The organism is Pseudoalteromonas sp. PA2MD11, assembly GCF_017808125.1.
In the GTDB taxonomy this organism is placed as follows: Bacteria; Pseudomonadota; Gammaproteobacteria; order Enterobacterales; family Alteromonadaceae; genus Pseudoalteromonas; species Pseudoalteromonas simplex.
Map to the genome: position 1 here is coordinate 84,388 of NZ_JADKNF010000001.1, position 14,383 is coordinate 98,770.

The window sequence follows — 14,383 nt, forward strand, 5'->3', positions numbered from 1 at the left end:
CAAACTTTGCTTATAAAAATTACACCTCAGCAACCGTTAAAAAGTGTTAAAGGTTTAATCTTTTTTAAGTCATCTGTTCAAGTTCGGTAATTAAATACAGTGCTTGTTCGTTAGTGGTGCCACATACATCGATGGTAGCAGAAAAGTCACTACACACCTTAGGCCTTGATTCATCACCAAATAATTTACATAGGTTATTATCATCAAGTTGAATACAGCGCTCTCCCGCGGCTTTCCCGTTGGGCATTCCTGGGATCGGTGAGCTAATACTGGGTGCAATACAACAGGCGCCACAGCCTAATCTACATGCCATTTGATCTGTCATTGAGTACCTCTTATAGAACCTTTGTAGCGCCTTTGTAATATGTGTAATGGTTTGTTACATCTTCAAACGCCTTGTAAACACTTTATTGCGTATGCTTAGCCTATCAAATTTATTTTTAATTACCGTCAACCGTGAGGGACTATCCCGTGGCTAGTAAAAAACAAATCATTCTCCCTATCGCCGTATTAGTCGGCGGACTTGGAATGGCATTCGCATTTGCCTCTATGAAGCAACCGCCAGTCGAAAAACCAGAACAAGATCTGCGCCCGCTTGTATCAATCAAACCGTTAAGTTTTGACGCTATTACCCTTGATGTAAAATCATACGGTATTGTTAAACCTAAAAACCAAACTGAGCTTGTTGCGCAAGTGAGTGGTCAGGTTGTGTCGTTATCAGATCAATTTGTACAAGGTGGATTTGTTAAGCAAGGCGACATTCTAGCACGTATTGACCCAAATGATTACGAAGCGGCACTCATTGAAGCTGAAGCCGGTTTGGCACAAGCAAGCTCTGCACTCGAGATTGAACGTGCACAGGTGTCAGTTGCGCAAGCTGAGTGGGACCGTATCAAAGGTGACTCAAACCAAGTTATTCCATCTGAGCTTTATTTACGTAAACCACAACTTGCTGAAAAACTTGCAAGTTACCGTGCAGCGCAAGCGAGTGTAAAACGAGCTAAACGTAATCTTGAGCGCACATACATTAAAGCACCTTACGATGCGATTATTGACGAGCGTCTAATTAGTTTAGGTAGTGTAGTAAACCCAGGTAATAGCTTTGGTAGCCTGAGCTCAACGTCATTGGCTGAAATTCGTTTACCTGTTGCTGATAAAGATCTGCAATACCTAAATAACCAAGGAATTGGCGCCAGCGTATCAATTAACGCTGAATTTGCAGGTAAACAAACAACCTGGCAAGCAACTATCGTACGTAGCGAAGGAGTTGTGGACCAACGTAGTCGCATGAATTACTTGGTAGCGCAAGTAGCAACGCCTTATGAGCAAAAGCAGCCATTACGTTTTGGCTCATACATTAACGCCACTATCGAAGGCCGAGCGCTGGATAATGCGATTGTTGTTCCGCACCATTTAGTTAAAGACAAAAAAGTCGCTGTTTTACAAGATGGCGAAACGTTGACCTTTAAAACACTTAACATCGTTCGCGAACAAAATGGCATGGTGATCGCCGATAATGGCCTTGCTAATGGTGAGCAACTGATTACCTCGGCACTTGAATACCCAACTGAAGGCATGGCGGTCAAGCTAGATGACGCAAAACTGAGTGTGCCAACAACACAGTTAGCGTTAAAAGAGGAATAAGCCATGACCACGCACAGAGAAAAAGGGCTTATTGCCTGGTTTGCTCGCAACCCAGTTGCTGCAAACTTACTTATGATTTTCATTTTAGTGGGTGGCTTATTGACTGCAATGTCGGTGCGTAAGCAAATGTTCCCACAATTTGAAAGTAACTGGATCAGTATTCAAGCTGTCTACCCAGGGGCTGCGCCACAAGAGGTAGAAGAAGGCATCACCATTAAGGTCGAAGAGTCTTTAGAGGGTCTCGAAGGCATTAAGCGTTTAATTACCTATTCGAACCGTGGTTTTTCACAAGCTTGGATAGAAATCGAAGAAAAGTACGACCCGCAAGAAGTACTCGATGAAATTAAGATGCAGGTTGATTCAATCAATACCTTCCCTGCAGAGATGGAACGCCCAATTGTTCGCCGCGAAAAGTTTGAGCAAGAAGTGATGATACTCGCGCTGTATGGCGATATGAGTAACTACCAGCTCAAAGAACTTGGTAACGACATAAAAGATGAACTACAAGCTTTACCACAAATTAACTTAGTCAACTTTTACAGTGGCTTAAACTACGAAATTGGCATCGAAATTAGCCCAGATAAGCTACGTGAGTATGGTTTAACTTTCCGTGATATTGCCACAGCCGTTCGCAGTTTCTCTGCCAATATGTCAGCAGGTCAAATTCGCTCTGAAAATGGCTACATTTCGATGCGTGTTGAAAATCAAGCGTATCGTGGTAAAGAGTTCGAAAATCTGCCTTTATTACACTTACCAGATGGTGCACAAGTTTTCTTAGGTGATGTAGCAACAATTAACGACGGCTTTGAAGAAGGCTTACAATACTCTAAGTACAACGGTAAAAACTCACTGACTTTTGAAGTAAATGCTTCGAAAGATCAAGACATCACTAAAGTTGCTGCGGTATTAAAAAAATACCTAGCAGATAAAGCACCACAGTTACCAGCAGGTGTAAAACTATCACCGATTGTTGATTTAACTTACTACCTTGAAGGTCGTCTAAACATGATGATCGACAATATGATCTGGGGTGGTATTTTAGTAATGGTGGTACTGGCGCTATTTTTACCACTACGCTTAGCGTTTTGGGTAATGATGGGCTTACCTGTGTCATTCCTAGGTGCATTTTTAATGATGCCATTGGGCTTTATAGACATCACTGTTAACTTAGCTTCTTTATTCGCATTTATACTGGTGCTCGGGATAGTCGTTGATGATGCTATCGTCGTCGGTGAGTCAGCTAGTGCTGAAATTGAAAAGCACGGTCATAGCCTAGATAACGTAGTGCGCGGCGTAAAACGCGTTGCTATTCCTGCAACCTTTGGGGTGTTAACCACAATTGCCGCATTTTTACCACAAACACTGGCATCAGGCCCTGGCTCTGCGTTTTCTAAAGCCATTGGTGGTGTAATTATCCTATGTTTAATTTTCTCACTAATTGAGTCAAAACTAATTTTACCGGCTCACTTAGCAGCCATGAAAAATAAACCTGCGAACCCTAAAAATCCACTACATCGCTTACGTTTAGGTATGGATAAAGGCCTCAAGAACTTTGTTGATAATTACTACACACCATTTATTGGTCGCTGTATTCATTACCGTTACACCGTGATTGTTGGCTTTATCTGTGTGCTTATTGTTAGTGGCGGTATGTTCGCTGGTGGCTTAGTGAAATTTGTTGCGAATCCTAAAATTCCACATGATTTCCCGCGTATCTCAGTTGAAATGAACTTATCTTCTTCTGAGCAAGCAACCCTTGAGACAGCGCAAACCATTGAAAAGCTGATTTTAGATGTCGATAAACAACTTGAAGAGCAATATGGTCAAGCGATGATCCGCGATTTATCAGTTAGTTTACGCGGTCGTACAAGTGCACGCATTATGGCGATTTTGGTCGAACCAGACTTACGCCCTATTGATACCTTCCAATTAAGTGCAATGTGGCGTGAGCAAATGCCACCACTGCCAGGTGTGAAAACGCTGAATATTGAAGACAGTATCATGAACGGTGGTCGTGATGACGGTGATGTGAGCTTTCGCTTAGAAGGCAAAGATATCAATAAGCTCAAAGAAGTGGCTGCTAAGTTAAAAGAAAAGCTAAATAGCATGCAAGGCGTAGGCGATGTAAATGACTCACTACAATCTGCAACTGACGAGGTTCAACTTGAACTTAAACCACTCGCTTACAGCTTAGGGTTAACCCTTTCAGATGTGGCATCACAAGTTAGTTTTAGCTATTACGGCCTAGAAGCACAACGTATTTTACGTGACGGTGAAGAGATCAAAGTAATGATCCGCTACCCTCGTGAATCGCGAAACGCAGTAAGTGACATCACAGATGCGCGTATCATCACGCCAACGGGTGTTGAAGTACCGCTTGCTGAAGTTGCTAAAGTTAACATTGTAGATGGTGTAAACCGTATTCGCCGTGAGAACGCTAAACGTACTGTAAACGTTTGGGCTGCGGTTAATACTGACCAAGCTGAACCATTTGCCATTGCAAAAGAAATTCGTGACGAATACTTACCTAGCCTACTGAAAAGCTACCCAGGTGTAGAAAGTAATGTAGCCGGTCGTATTCAAGAAGAAATGGACAGTGTTGCAGAACAAGTACGTGACTTTGCTTTATCAATGATGATTATCTTTGCGTTACTTGCTATTCCACTACGCTCGTACTCACAGCCATTTATCATCATGTCGGTTATTCCATTCGGTGTCATTGGTGCAATGTTTGGCCACATGATCTTAGGTATGACAATGAGTAGCTTATCGGTATTCGGTATCATCGCTGTTGCAGGTGTTGTCGTAAACGACTCGCTAGTGATGGTCGACTTTGTCAATAAAGCCCGCGCCGAGGGTGTTGCAATCAAAGAAGCGGTAATGCAAGCCGGTGCCCGCCGTTTTAGAGCAATATTACTGACCTCGATTACAACCTTTATTGGTGTATTACCAATCATTATGGAAACAAGCTTACAAGCAAAAATAGTTATCCCAATGGCTGTATCTCTAGCATTCGGGGTGTTATTTGCAACGGTCATTACGCTTATTTTAATCCCTTGTCAGTACGTCGCGTTAGAAGACTTCAAACGCTTAATAGGCAAGCTAAGAGGTAAAAAAGCAGAGCCAGAAGCAAAGTTACAAACAACCAGTAATTAAACCCCTCTCAAAATCCCAACCGAGCGCTTGGCAAGCTTATTTGCCAAGCGTTTTTTATTTAAAAATATGTTCCTATAAATCCTGTTGTTTTGCTAAGCTTAAATGAGCAAAAAAGAAACAATTCAAAAAATAACTAAATACGTTATAAGGACATAGCTATGAAAATTCTGCGCTACACAGCTTTGCTCAGTTGTTTATCAATTTGTATGCCAGTACTTGCTGAGAACCAATACTTGCAACAACAGCTTGAACCTATTCTGATTGGTGAATCTCACAGTATAGAAGGACAGCATATCCACTCCCCTGAAATGACTGTTGCCACCTATAAAGCAAATAGTTTTGAGCGAGTATGGGATGACAGCAAATATGCCAAACAAGCGCTCAATTTAATTGCGCAAGCAGAACTTGAAGGGCTATCTCCTAACGACTATCACTTTGATACATTAATGGCGCTGGCCAACGAAATAGAGAAACGCGGAGCAGATGCCGTCGAAGCCCAGTTTGATGTACTGATGACAGATGCCGTGATGACCTATGCAAAACACTTAATACGCGGAAAGGTAAACCCAAAACAATTGGCAGCCACGTGGAACTATGAACAATTTGATGTCAGCCCTGATGCCGCGGCCGCCTCATTACTTAAACATGTAAAATCAAAAAGCCTTGATAAAGGACTTGAAAACCTCAAGCCTGTTTTACCTCATTATAAGCGTTTAAAAGACGCCCTCGTGTTTTACCGAGAGCTTGATGCCACAGGTAAATTACCAGCCATCGCATTGCAAAATAAGGTATTAAAACCGGGGCAATCAGACCCAGCAGTACCGCTTTTAAGACAAAAGTTAAAGCGATTAAACTATTTTGAAGGCAGTGAAAGTGACGCCACAGATTATGATGATGAGCTGGTGGCAGCAGTTAAACGCTTTCAAGATGCGCATCAAGTTGCTGATGATGGTGTGATTGGTAATGCGACGTTAAAACTACTCAACAAAGATTACAGCGAATACGTTAATGATATTTTAGTGAACCTAGAGCGCATTCGTTGGGTTGATAACACGCTCACAGAGCGCTTCTTAGTGGTAAATATCGCAGGCTACTTGCTGTATTTGTTTGAAGACAACAAATTGAAATGGCAAACCAACGTAGTTGTAGGCAGAAACTACACCAAAACCCCAATATTTAAAGGGCAAATGAGTTATATCGTGATGAATCCAACGTGGACAGTACCGCGGAGTATTTCAGGTGGCATCATCAAAAAAATGAAAGAAAACCCAAACTACTTAACCGAGAAAGACTTTGTTGTGGTTGATAGTCGCCGTAACCCAGTTGATAGCGAGAGTATAGATTGGCCGAATGCTAGCCGCAAAAACTTCCCGTATTGGTTTGTACAACAGCCTTCAGAGAATAATTCATTAGGGCAAATCAAGTTTATGTTCCCAAATAAATACTCAATCTATTTGCACGATACCCCTGCAAAAAGTTTATTCCAGCAAGACCAACGTGCATTTAGCCACGGCTGTGTAAGAGTTGATGACCCATTCACCTTAGCTGAGAAAATATTAGAAACCTCGGATAATTGGAGCCGTAGTGAAATTGATGACGCCATTGCTGCAAAAGAAACTAAAAAAGTCAGCTTATCAAAACCGCTGGATGTACTTTTAATGTATTGGACAGTCGCAGGTAATGACGAGGGCCTACAATTTTATACCGACGTTTATAATCGCGATGGCGCGTTATTAAAAGCACTCACCACGCCATTAGCAAACAATACAATTTAGAGGTCACTATGTATTTCAGCCGTATTATTTTTAGTGTGTGCTTAGCGCTAACTACATGCTCTGTTGCAGCCATTGAATTAACTGACTCGCTGCACAGCCTTGTACTTAATGCGAAACAAGTGCTAACACTTGATAACACGGCTGATTTTACAGCTGATGCAGTATCAGATGTTGAGACAGAGCGATTAGGGCCAAATAGCATTGCCGTTTATGCCCCAGAAAATGCAGGGTTTTATAACCTAGTACTGAGTAACAATATTATGCGCAAACACTTACTCGTAATAGTGAAAACACCATTCAATGCCAACAATAAGCAATTGAATAGTTATCAAATAGGCCTCTACCCTGCCCCTTATAAAGGCTATACACAATACAGTGCACCAAACGGGTTTATAGAAATTTTTGAGAAAGACCTAACACGCCAGCTGACTCCTCATGTGCAAGTTAAAAATGTAATTTGTAAGCAAATGAGTGGCTTTCCAAAGTATCTTTATGTCAACAACGATGGCTTGATGATGCTCGAAGATCTGCTCTCTTTTGTACAAAATGAAGGGATTAAAGTTAGCAAGTTTGCCTTTATCAGCGGCTATAGAACACCCCATTACAATCGCTCAATTGGTAATGGCAAACACAGCCGACACCAATACGGCGATGCCTTTGACCTATATATAGACGAAGATGGTGATGGCCGAATGGACGATTTAAACGGCGATGGTAAACTAACGATTGCTGATGTTGATGTGCTTTATAAAGTGTTTGAAAAGTTCCAAAAACAGAGCCGCTATAATGGCGGTATTGGCCGCTATAAACCCGCCTCCCACCACGGTGGTTTTGTTCACATAGATAACCGAGGATTTACTGCTAGGTGGTAATACAATCCTCTTACAACCCTTGTTCAAATATTATCCGATTGCATTATTGCCGCTTGATTGGTAAGTTGTTGTGATTAATGGAAATACTACAATAACAACAAAGGGAATTATGCGCTTTATCCTCTGCATTTTTTATATTTTAGTCCTTAGTGGTTGCCAAAGTTTTATTGCTTATCAAATCACACAGCCCGCTGCAGAAATACCATTTGACGGTATGGAATACATGGTCATGCCTTCAGGAGCTCCACAGAATACATGTATCGAAGATAAGCAATGCTTAGATTTTAGGTTGTTTTCTCAAGATGATTCCAAAGAGTATTTTAAAAATAATCAATCATTAGATATTTATTTTGAATTAAAGTCGAAAGGTGTCACTGAAACGTTTGAGACAACCTTAACCCCTATAAATGGCGCCAGAAAAATAAACGATTCAGCAATTGTCGTATTCCCAGGTTACGGTGTGAGTAGTGTGATCTATGGCTTGCAAGCTCGTTGGCTAAGCCATTTTACTGGCAAAGATGTCATCCTTATGCCTGCGAGCAATCAGTATAGTGAATTCAAATTTGGCCTAAACAGTCTTGATGAATTAAAGCATTATTTAAATACCAATCAATACCAACAAATTGATATTTTAAGTTATTCAATGGGCAGTATTGCTGCTATGCAACTTGCAAAGCAAATGCCTAATGTAAAGCAACAGATAATGGTTGCACCAATGGTGCATTTTGATACCGCATTAATGTCCGTAGCTAAAAGTTATCACCCAACCTTAAGCTACTTTGTCAAAGATAATGATTTTAAAAACGCAGCAAAAGATGTAATTCAAAACAGTGCTATTGATGAAACACAGCTTGATTTATTCGCCCTACTGAACGGCAAACAATCAGCTAATAGAACCACACTCTATGTCAGTAACGCTGACCCAATAAGCCCCGCTAGTTATTGGCAAGCACTTCAAAATAAGAGTGTATCCATAGTGCATTACAGTAATTTAGACCACATCAGAATGGTAAGCCTAATCAACCAAGCCATGCGCAATGAAGTTTTACATCGATTAATGTAACCAACAAATAACAAGGAAAGCAATGAACATATTCTTTAATAAACTAAGGTTGCTTATAGTTTTTTATTTAGTCGCAATTTCAAGCGTCGCACATAGCCAAAACATGCAAGCAGAGATGGCTGACTTTATTAATGGCTTTCATAACTTTAAGCAGTTTAATGGCAATGTGTTAGTTGCAAAGGATGGAAAAGTACTGTTTGAACAAAGCGTTGGCTATGCCAACTTTGAATGGGGTATAAAACATAGTAATAAAAGTAAATTTAGAATTGGTTCAATTACCAAACAGTTTACCGCCATGTTAATTCTGCAATTGGCACAAGATGGTAAACTCAAACTCGATGATCACCTTGCAACATACCTCCCTAATTACAGACAAGATATAGCCACTAAAATTACCATTCGGCAAATACTTAATCACACCTCTGGTCTTGGTAATTATACTCAAGCAAAATCGTTTCGTGATGAGTACAGCCGAAACCCTTACAGTGTTGATGAATTTATTCGCTTATTATGTAGTGATGATCTAGTGTTCGAGCCTGGCACTGAGTTTAGTTATAGCAATTCTGGCTATTTTATTTTGGGTGCGGTAATCGAAAAGGTAACAGGTCAAAAATATCAAGACGTATTGCAGAAGAATATTTTAGATCCACTCGATATGAAGAATACAGGCTATGATTCTCACAATAAAATCATTAAATTTCGCGTATCGGGTTACGACAATGGCCTAGCAGGTTATAGCAATACTGATTATTTAGATATGTCTATCCCGTATGCTGCTGGGTCAATGTATTCAACAGCACGAGATTTACTAAAATGGGATCACGCTCTCTACACAGATAAGTTATTGAACAACGAATATAAAAAACAGATGTATCAAGTTTCTGAGCAAAGAAATTATGCGCTTGGTTGGGAAGTTACAAACCTTGATAAAAGCACCTACGGAAAACCCCTAACACGTATCCAACATGGCGGTGGTATTAATGGTTTTAATGCATTTATAAGTAGAATAATCGAAGACAAATTACTGGTTATTATTTTAAATAACACCGGTGGTGCGCCACTCACACCCATGACTAATGGCTTACTTGCAATCTACTATGGCAAACCCTACGAAAAAGCGACAGAGCATGCAGATAGTAAACTTTATAACGCATTTAAACGTGAAGGTATTGCAGGACTAAAGAATACCTATCAGCAAATGGTGAGTGAGGGTAATACGCCGAGAGAAAGGTCGCTAAACTACTTTGGCTATGAATTAATGCAGATGGATGAGCTAAACGCCGCAATCACAGTGTTTGAACTCAACAATCAATCTTATCCAGATTCAGCAAATACGTTTGACAGTTTAGGTGAAGCATATTTAGCAGCTGGTGATAAACAAAAAGCATTAGCAAGTTACAAAAGTGCGCTAAAACTTAATCCTGACAGTGAAAGTGCTAAACAAGCTATTGAGAAGTTAGAATAAATAAAGGCCACAAGAGTGGCCTTATTTTTTTACTTACGGCTTAACGCTTTTAACAAGCCTGTTTTTGCGTTGCTTGGAGGTAGGCAACTAAATCTTCAATCGATACAACAGGCATGTTGTGCTCACTGGCAAACTTGCTTACTTCAGGCAAGCGAGCCATTGAACCATCTGGATTCGTTAATTCACAAATAACACCAAACGGTGTTAAACCCGCTAACTGCATTAAATCAACGGATGCCTCGGTATGGCCTCGGCGGACTAATACACCACCCGTTTGTGCTCGCAGCCCAAACACATGCCCTGGACGAGACAAATCTTCAGGCTTTGCATTGTCAGCTGTTGCCGCTTTAATGGTGGTTACACGATCAGCTGCTGAAACGCCGGTTGTCACGCCCGTTTTAGCTTCAATAGTCACTGTATACGCTGTTTTGTTCTGACTGGTGTTATGCTCAACCATTTGCGGTAAATCAAGCTGTTTAACACGCTCATCGCCCATGCAAAGACACACAATACCGCTACCTTCACGGATCATCATGGCCATTTGCTCTGTGGTCAGGTGCTGTGCTGAATACACAAAATCACCTTCGTTTTCACGGTTTTCGTCATCTACCACAAGTACGCCTTCACCTTGCTGCAAAGCAGCAATCGCACGTTCAACGCGTTCAAGTGGTTCGCCAAATTGGCTGAGTAAAGAAGACTGAATCATCATTTTTAATACCTATTAAATTAAATATGAAAAGATTCAGGACATTGAAAGGCACAGCAAAAAAGACCACCCGCAGGCAGCCAATTACTGTTTTATAGATAAACTATATTCTCTTTCATCCGGACTATCACCGTCGGCTCTGGCCTCTCACCAGATCTGCTGACCTTTAACCAAAGTTAAAGCGCTCGCGGGCTCACTTAAATTTAAAGTATACCGCCGGTGGGGAATTTCACCCCGCCCTGAGAATGTTGCTTAATCAATAAGATGAATAAGCCAAGCTATTCTATACCTAAAGTAATTAGTTATCGAGTACCCGCTTATCTAATATGCCTTTTTCAATCAGTTGATTGAGTATCGCCTTGGTTTTTTCTCGGCATATATCACGCACTAGACGAACCGCGGGTGTAATGGACTGTCGACTTGGGCATATTAGCCAAAGCTCTGCACATAAGTGGGGATAATTTTGCATTACTGGCACTACTCGACCACTTAGTAAATCATCACTGATATCAATACATGATTTAACCGCTAGGCCTTTACCAGCCACACACCAGCGCCTTACCAAATCACCATCATTAGATGCTCGGCGGCCTTGCATTTTCACCTTAAAACGCTCGGTTCCATCGGTAAATTCCCAGACATTATTGATGATATCTTGCAGTTGATAAAATAGGCCTTGATGCTGATTTAATTCATCGGGATGTGTCGGCGCGCCATGTTCAGCAATGTACTCTGGGGTTGCACATAACAGCCGCGGAACATTACAAATTTTAAAGCCATACAAATTTGAGTCGGATGGCGAGCCATACCTAAGCGCAAAATCAACGGAGTCTCGGTAAAAGTCTACATTACTATCGCTAATATGCGGGCGCATACTCAGCTTTGGATATTCATCAAGTAACTCATCTAACCATGGAATAATGATGTTGCGGCCTAAGTCTGAAGATAGTGCAACCCTGAGCTCTCCTTCGATTTCATCATGCTCACCTTTTAACGCAAGTGTGGCTTGCTCAAGCATGAGCACTGCTTGCTGACACTGAGGTAAAAAGCGCTCCCCAGCCGCAGATAACCGCAAATGACGAGTTGTACGAACAAATAACTCAGCACCCAGCGCCGCTTCAACACGCTTAATAGCAGCGCTGGCGGTAGCGGCTCGCATGTCTAATTTGGCTGCTGCGGTTGTAATACTACGAAACTCAGCAACCTTGAGGATTAATTTGAGATCTTCAACCAGCATATTAACTAAAAATTTTTGATAATGTTTATTCGATTATGCGCTTTATCGCAAAGTATGCAAGGCGTAAACTGCACCTAATTGTTATACATGCGGGAGCAAATCATGACACACCCAATCATTTCTGACTTACAACGCCGTTATACTAGTAAACGTTACGACGCTTCAAAACAAATTAGCCAAGCAGACTTAGCTGTAATTTTAGAAGCATTACGTTTATCACCATCGTCTATTAATTCTCAACCATGGAAATTTGTGGTCATTGAATCAGAGCAAGGTAAACAGCGTCTGCATGATAGTTTTGCAAATAAGTTTCAGTTTAACCAAGTTCATGCAAAAGCGGCATCACACACCATTTTATTTGCTTATAACCCAAGCTATAAACGTGCTGATTATGAAAAAGTAATTGATGCCGATATTGCTAATGGCCGTACAAAAGCTGAAAACAAAGAGCAAGCATTTGGCGCCTTCGCCTTTGTTGATTTAAATACTGATGAGCAAGGTGTTAACGCCGCTTGGACTAAAGCGCAAACCTACATTGCCTTAGGTAATACTATGCACACTGTGGCTCGTTTAGGTTTAGATTCAACACCGATGGAAGGTGTCGATAAAGACTTACTTGGTGAGCTTTTTGCCGACGAATTAGATGGCTATGTTTGTGAAGTAGCACTCGCTATTGGTTATCACGAGCCTGAGCAAGATTATAATGCTACATTACCAAAATCTCGTTTAGATAAAGATGCGGTAATTACCGTAGTTTAAAGCCTAAAGATTATGCAGGCTTGGCCTGCATAATTGTTATTTTAAGTCAGTCTTCACAACCACATTACTCGCCATACCTTCACACAAATCTGCAGTTATTGTGGCAACAGCACCATTAATTAATGCTAAATTAGGGGCTACGTGGCCAATGTCGGCATCAACAATAACTGGGAACAAATTGCCTTTAAATGCGAGCTCTATTGCTTGGTATTCATCAAAGTAGCAGTCGTTATTAATTGCAGGGCTGCGGCCGAATACCACCGCATTTACATCAGTAAAAACATCATTCAACTTTAACGATAACAAACAACGTGCAAGGGCCATTGGACTGAGCTCTGCATTTTCTAGGTATAAAATTAACCCCTCTGGTGCATACTGTTTTTTAAACTCATGCAATGCATAGTAATTAGAGGGTAACAACAGACCTAAGGTATCTAAACAGCCGCCAATTAAGCGACCAGACACTTCAATTTGGCGTTTATCTTTATAGTTAATACAGCGCCATTGGCTAGGAGCAGTATAGTCAAATTGAGCCTCAGGCTTAGCTTTATAATCAATTTGCTTTTGCTGATAAAAAGGCGAAGCAACTTGATGCAATTGCTGTTTTTCTTCAAGTGACATGGCACTGAATATATTTGCTAAATAAACATCGGGATCGTCAGGGTGAATTTGCATTAAATTCGCAGCGTGCAAGGTTGCCCAGCCACAACGAGTGGTTAATGCACATGCAAACGTGCTGATATCTGAAAAGCCAACCAACCATTTAGGTTTTGCTTTACTTATCGCATTAAAATCGAGAAGCGGTAAAATCTCCATGGTGAGATCGCCCCCCCATGGCGGCATGATGGCTGCGATTGAATCATCAGTTAAATACTGCATGAGCTCATCAGCACGTTGCTTTGCACTATTGTGTGACTGACGTAAGCAGGCACCTTCAATAACAATAAAACCTTTGGCTGTTAAGCCATTAAGTACTATGTCTAAGCGCTCATGAAAGGCTTTATCAACACCTGATGAAAAAGCACATATGGCTATTTTATCACCTTGAACAAGTGGTTTAGGATACTGAATTTTCGCCATTATTACTCCTTCATTGCAACAGTTTGTAGCCAACGTACCGAATAAATCCACGCCTGTAAACAGGCATAAAAAAACCGCAGTGTGAACTGCGGTTTTTCTCAATGCTTGGTTAAGCTACTAAATATACTCAACTTCAATGATTTCGTACTCTACTTCACCGTTTGGCGTTTTAATGATAACGGCATCATCTACCTCTTTACCAATTAAACCACGCGCGATTGGTGAGTTAACAGAGATCAGGTTGTTTTTGATATCTGCTTCGTCATCGCCTACGATTTGGTATTTTACTTCAGCATCGGTTTCAACATTAACGATAGTGACCGTTGTGCCAAAAATAACTTTACCTGTGTTAGGCATTTTAGTTACATCAATGATTTGCACATTTGAAAGCTTAGCTTCAATTTCTTGAATACGGCCTTCGCAGAAACCTTGTTGCTCACGAGCAGCGTGGTATTCAGCGTTTTCTTTCAAATCACCGTGCTCACGTGCTTCAGCGATATCAGCAACGATTTTTGGACGGGTAACTGTTTTTAATTCGTTAAGTTCTTCGCGCAGTAATGCTGCACCACGAACTGTCATCGGAATTGATTGCATATTATTCTCACTTAATCCCAAGGGCGATTGCC

Annotated in this window: 12 protein-coding genes and 1 riboswitch; of the genes, 7 read left to right on the forward strand and 5 right to left on the reverse strand. The window is 41.1% G+C overall.

The annotated features are described in order from the left end of the window. Positions 1 to 64: 64 nt before the first annotated feature. A complete protein-coding gene (locus tag ISP07_RS00305) occupies positions 65 to 313 on the reverse strand; it encodes a YkgJ family cysteine cluster protein (protein ID WP_054562006.1) in 249 nt (82 codons plus the stop codon). 158 nt (positions 314 to 471) lie between these two features. Between ISP07_RS00305 and ISP07_RS00310 the strand changes: the two genes are divergently transcribed. The 6 genes from ISP07_RS00310 (at position 472) to ISP07_RS00335 (ending at position 9,975) form a co-directional block, all read left to right on the forward strand. After that, complete coding sequence (locus ISP07_RS00310; RefSeq protein ID WP_055020814.1) at positions 472 to 1,644, forward strand: efflux RND transporter periplasmic adaptor subunit; 1,173 nt, start codon at positions 472 to 474, stop codon at positions 1,642 to 1,644. A 3-nt stretch (positions 1,645 to 1,647) separates the two neighbouring features. After that, positions 1,648 to 4,800 carry an efflux RND transporter permease subunit gene (locus tag ISP07_RS00315; protein WP_055020813.1) on the forward strand — a complete coding sequence of 1,051 codons (3,153 nt, stop codon included), beginning with the start codon at positions 1,648 to 1,650 and terminating at the stop codon, positions 4,798 to 4,800. Between the two features lie 158 nt (positions 4,801 to 4,958). Further along, a complete protein-coding gene (locus tag ISP07_RS00320) occupies positions 4,959 to 6,575 on the forward strand; it encodes a L,D-transpeptidase family protein (RefSeq protein ID WP_209326450.1) in 1,617 nt (538 codons plus the stop codon). An 8-nt stretch (positions 6,576 to 6,583) separates the two neighbouring features. Continuing rightward, positions 6,584 to 7,447, forward strand: a complete 864-nt coding sequence (locus ISP07_RS00325; protein WP_209326451.1) for a D-Ala-D-Ala carboxypeptidase family metallohydrolase — start codon at positions 6,584 to 6,586, stop codon at positions 7,445 to 7,447. A 109-nt stretch (positions 7,448 to 7,556) separates the two neighbouring features. Next, positions 7,557 to 8,510 (forward strand): alpha/beta hydrolase, encoded by a 954-nt coding sequence (locus tag ISP07_RS00330; protein ID WP_209326452.1) that lies wholly within the window; start codon positions 7,557 to 7,559, stop codon positions 8,508 to 8,510. A gap of 22 nt (positions 8,511 to 8,532) precedes the next feature. Further along, positions 8,533 to 9,975 (forward strand): serine hydrolase domain-containing protein, encoded by a 1,443-nt coding sequence (locus tag ISP07_RS00335; RefSeq protein ID WP_209326453.1) that lies wholly within the window; start codon positions 8,533 to 8,535, stop codon positions 9,973 to 9,975. 49 nt (positions 9,976 to 10,024) lie between these two features. Here ISP07_RS00335 and ribB read toward each other — a convergent pair whose 3' ends face one another. Further along, the gene (gene ribB, locus ISP07_RS00340; protein ID WP_209326703.1) at positions 10,025 to 10,678 is read right to left on the reverse strand and encodes a 3,4-dihydroxy-2-butanone-4-phosphate synthase; all 654 of its coding nucleotides are present in this window, start codon (positions 10,676 to 10,678) and stop codon (positions 10,025 to 10,027) included. 106 nt (positions 10,679 to 10,784) lie between these two features. Beyond that, positions 10,785 to 10,932: riboswitch (FMN riboswitch) on the reverse strand. A 47-nt stretch (positions 10,933 to 10,979) separates the two neighbouring features. Then, positions 10,980 to 11,918 carry a LysR family transcriptional regulator gene (locus ISP07_RS00345; protein ID WP_058585213.1) on the reverse strand — a complete coding sequence of 313 codons (939 nt, stop codon included), beginning with the start codon at positions 11,916 to 11,918 and terminating at the stop codon, positions 10,980 to 10,982. Between the two features lie 102 nt (positions 11,919 to 12,020). Here ISP07_RS00345 and ISP07_RS00350 point away from each other — a divergent pair, with 102 nt between their 5' ends. Then, entirely contained in the window at positions 12,021 to 12,677 is a 657-nt protein-coding gene (locus ISP07_RS00350; RefSeq protein WP_209326454.1) for a nitroreductase family protein, read from the forward strand. 36 nt (positions 12,678 to 12,713) lie between these two features. On the opposite strand, the gene ISP07_RS00355 is transcribed toward ISP07_RS00350, so the two are convergent. After that, positions 12,714 to 13,757 (reverse strand): S66 family peptidase, encoded by a 1,044-nt coding sequence (locus ISP07_RS00355; protein WP_199529748.1) that lies wholly within the window; start codon positions 13,755 to 13,757, stop codon positions 12,714 to 12,716. 117 nt (positions 13,758 to 13,874) lie between these two features. Then, positions 13,875 to 14,351, reverse strand: coding sequence for a transcription elongation factor GreA (gene greA, locus ISP07_RS00360; protein ID WP_054551507.1), 477 nt, complete (start codon positions 14,349 to 14,351; stop codon positions 13,875 to 13,877). Positions 14,352 to 14,383 lie beyond the last annotated feature (32 nt).

Excerpts from the sequence above, each read along its gene's own strand:
- ISP07_RS00305 (WP_054562006.1), bottom strand. The coding sequence starts at position 313 with ATGGCATGTAGATTAGGCTGTGGCGCCTGTTGTATTGCACCCAGTATT.
- ISP07_RS00315 (WP_055020813.1), top strand. The coding sequence starts at position 1,648 with ATGACCACGCACAGAGAAAAAGGGCTTATTGCCTGGTTTGCTCGCAAC.
- ISP07_RS00320 (WP_209326450.1), top strand. The coding sequence starts at position 4,959 with ATGAAAATTCTGCGCTACACAGCTTTGCTCAGTTGTTTATCAATTTGT.
- ISP07_RS00325 (WP_209326451.1), top strand. The coding sequence starts at position 6,584 with ATGTATTTCAGCCGTATTATTTTTAGTGTGTGCTTAGCGCTAACTACA.
- ISP07_RS00330 (WP_209326452.1), top strand. The coding sequence starts at position 7,557 with ATGCGCTTTATCCTCTGCATTTTTTATATTTTAGTCCTTAGTGGTTGC.
- ISP07_RS00335 (WP_209326453.1), top strand. The coding sequence starts at position 8,533 with ATGAACATATTCTTTAATAAACTAAGGTTGCTTATAGTTTTTTATTTA.
- ISP07_RS00345 (WP_058585213.1), bottom strand. The coding sequence starts at position 11,918 with ATGCTGGTTGAAGATCTCAAATTAATCCTCAAGGTTGCTGAGTTTCGT.
- ISP07_RS00350 (WP_209326454.1), top strand. The coding sequence starts at position 12,021 with ATGACACACCCAATCATTTCTGACTTACAACGCCGTTATACTAGTAAA.
- ISP07_RS00355 (WP_199529748.1), bottom strand. The coding sequence starts at position 13,757 with ATGGCGAAAATTCAGTATCCTAAACCACTTGTTCAAGGTGATAAAATA.
- greA (WP_054551507.1), bottom strand. The coding sequence starts at position 14,351 with ATGCAATCAATTCCGATGACAGTTCGTGGTGCAGCATTACTGCGCGAA.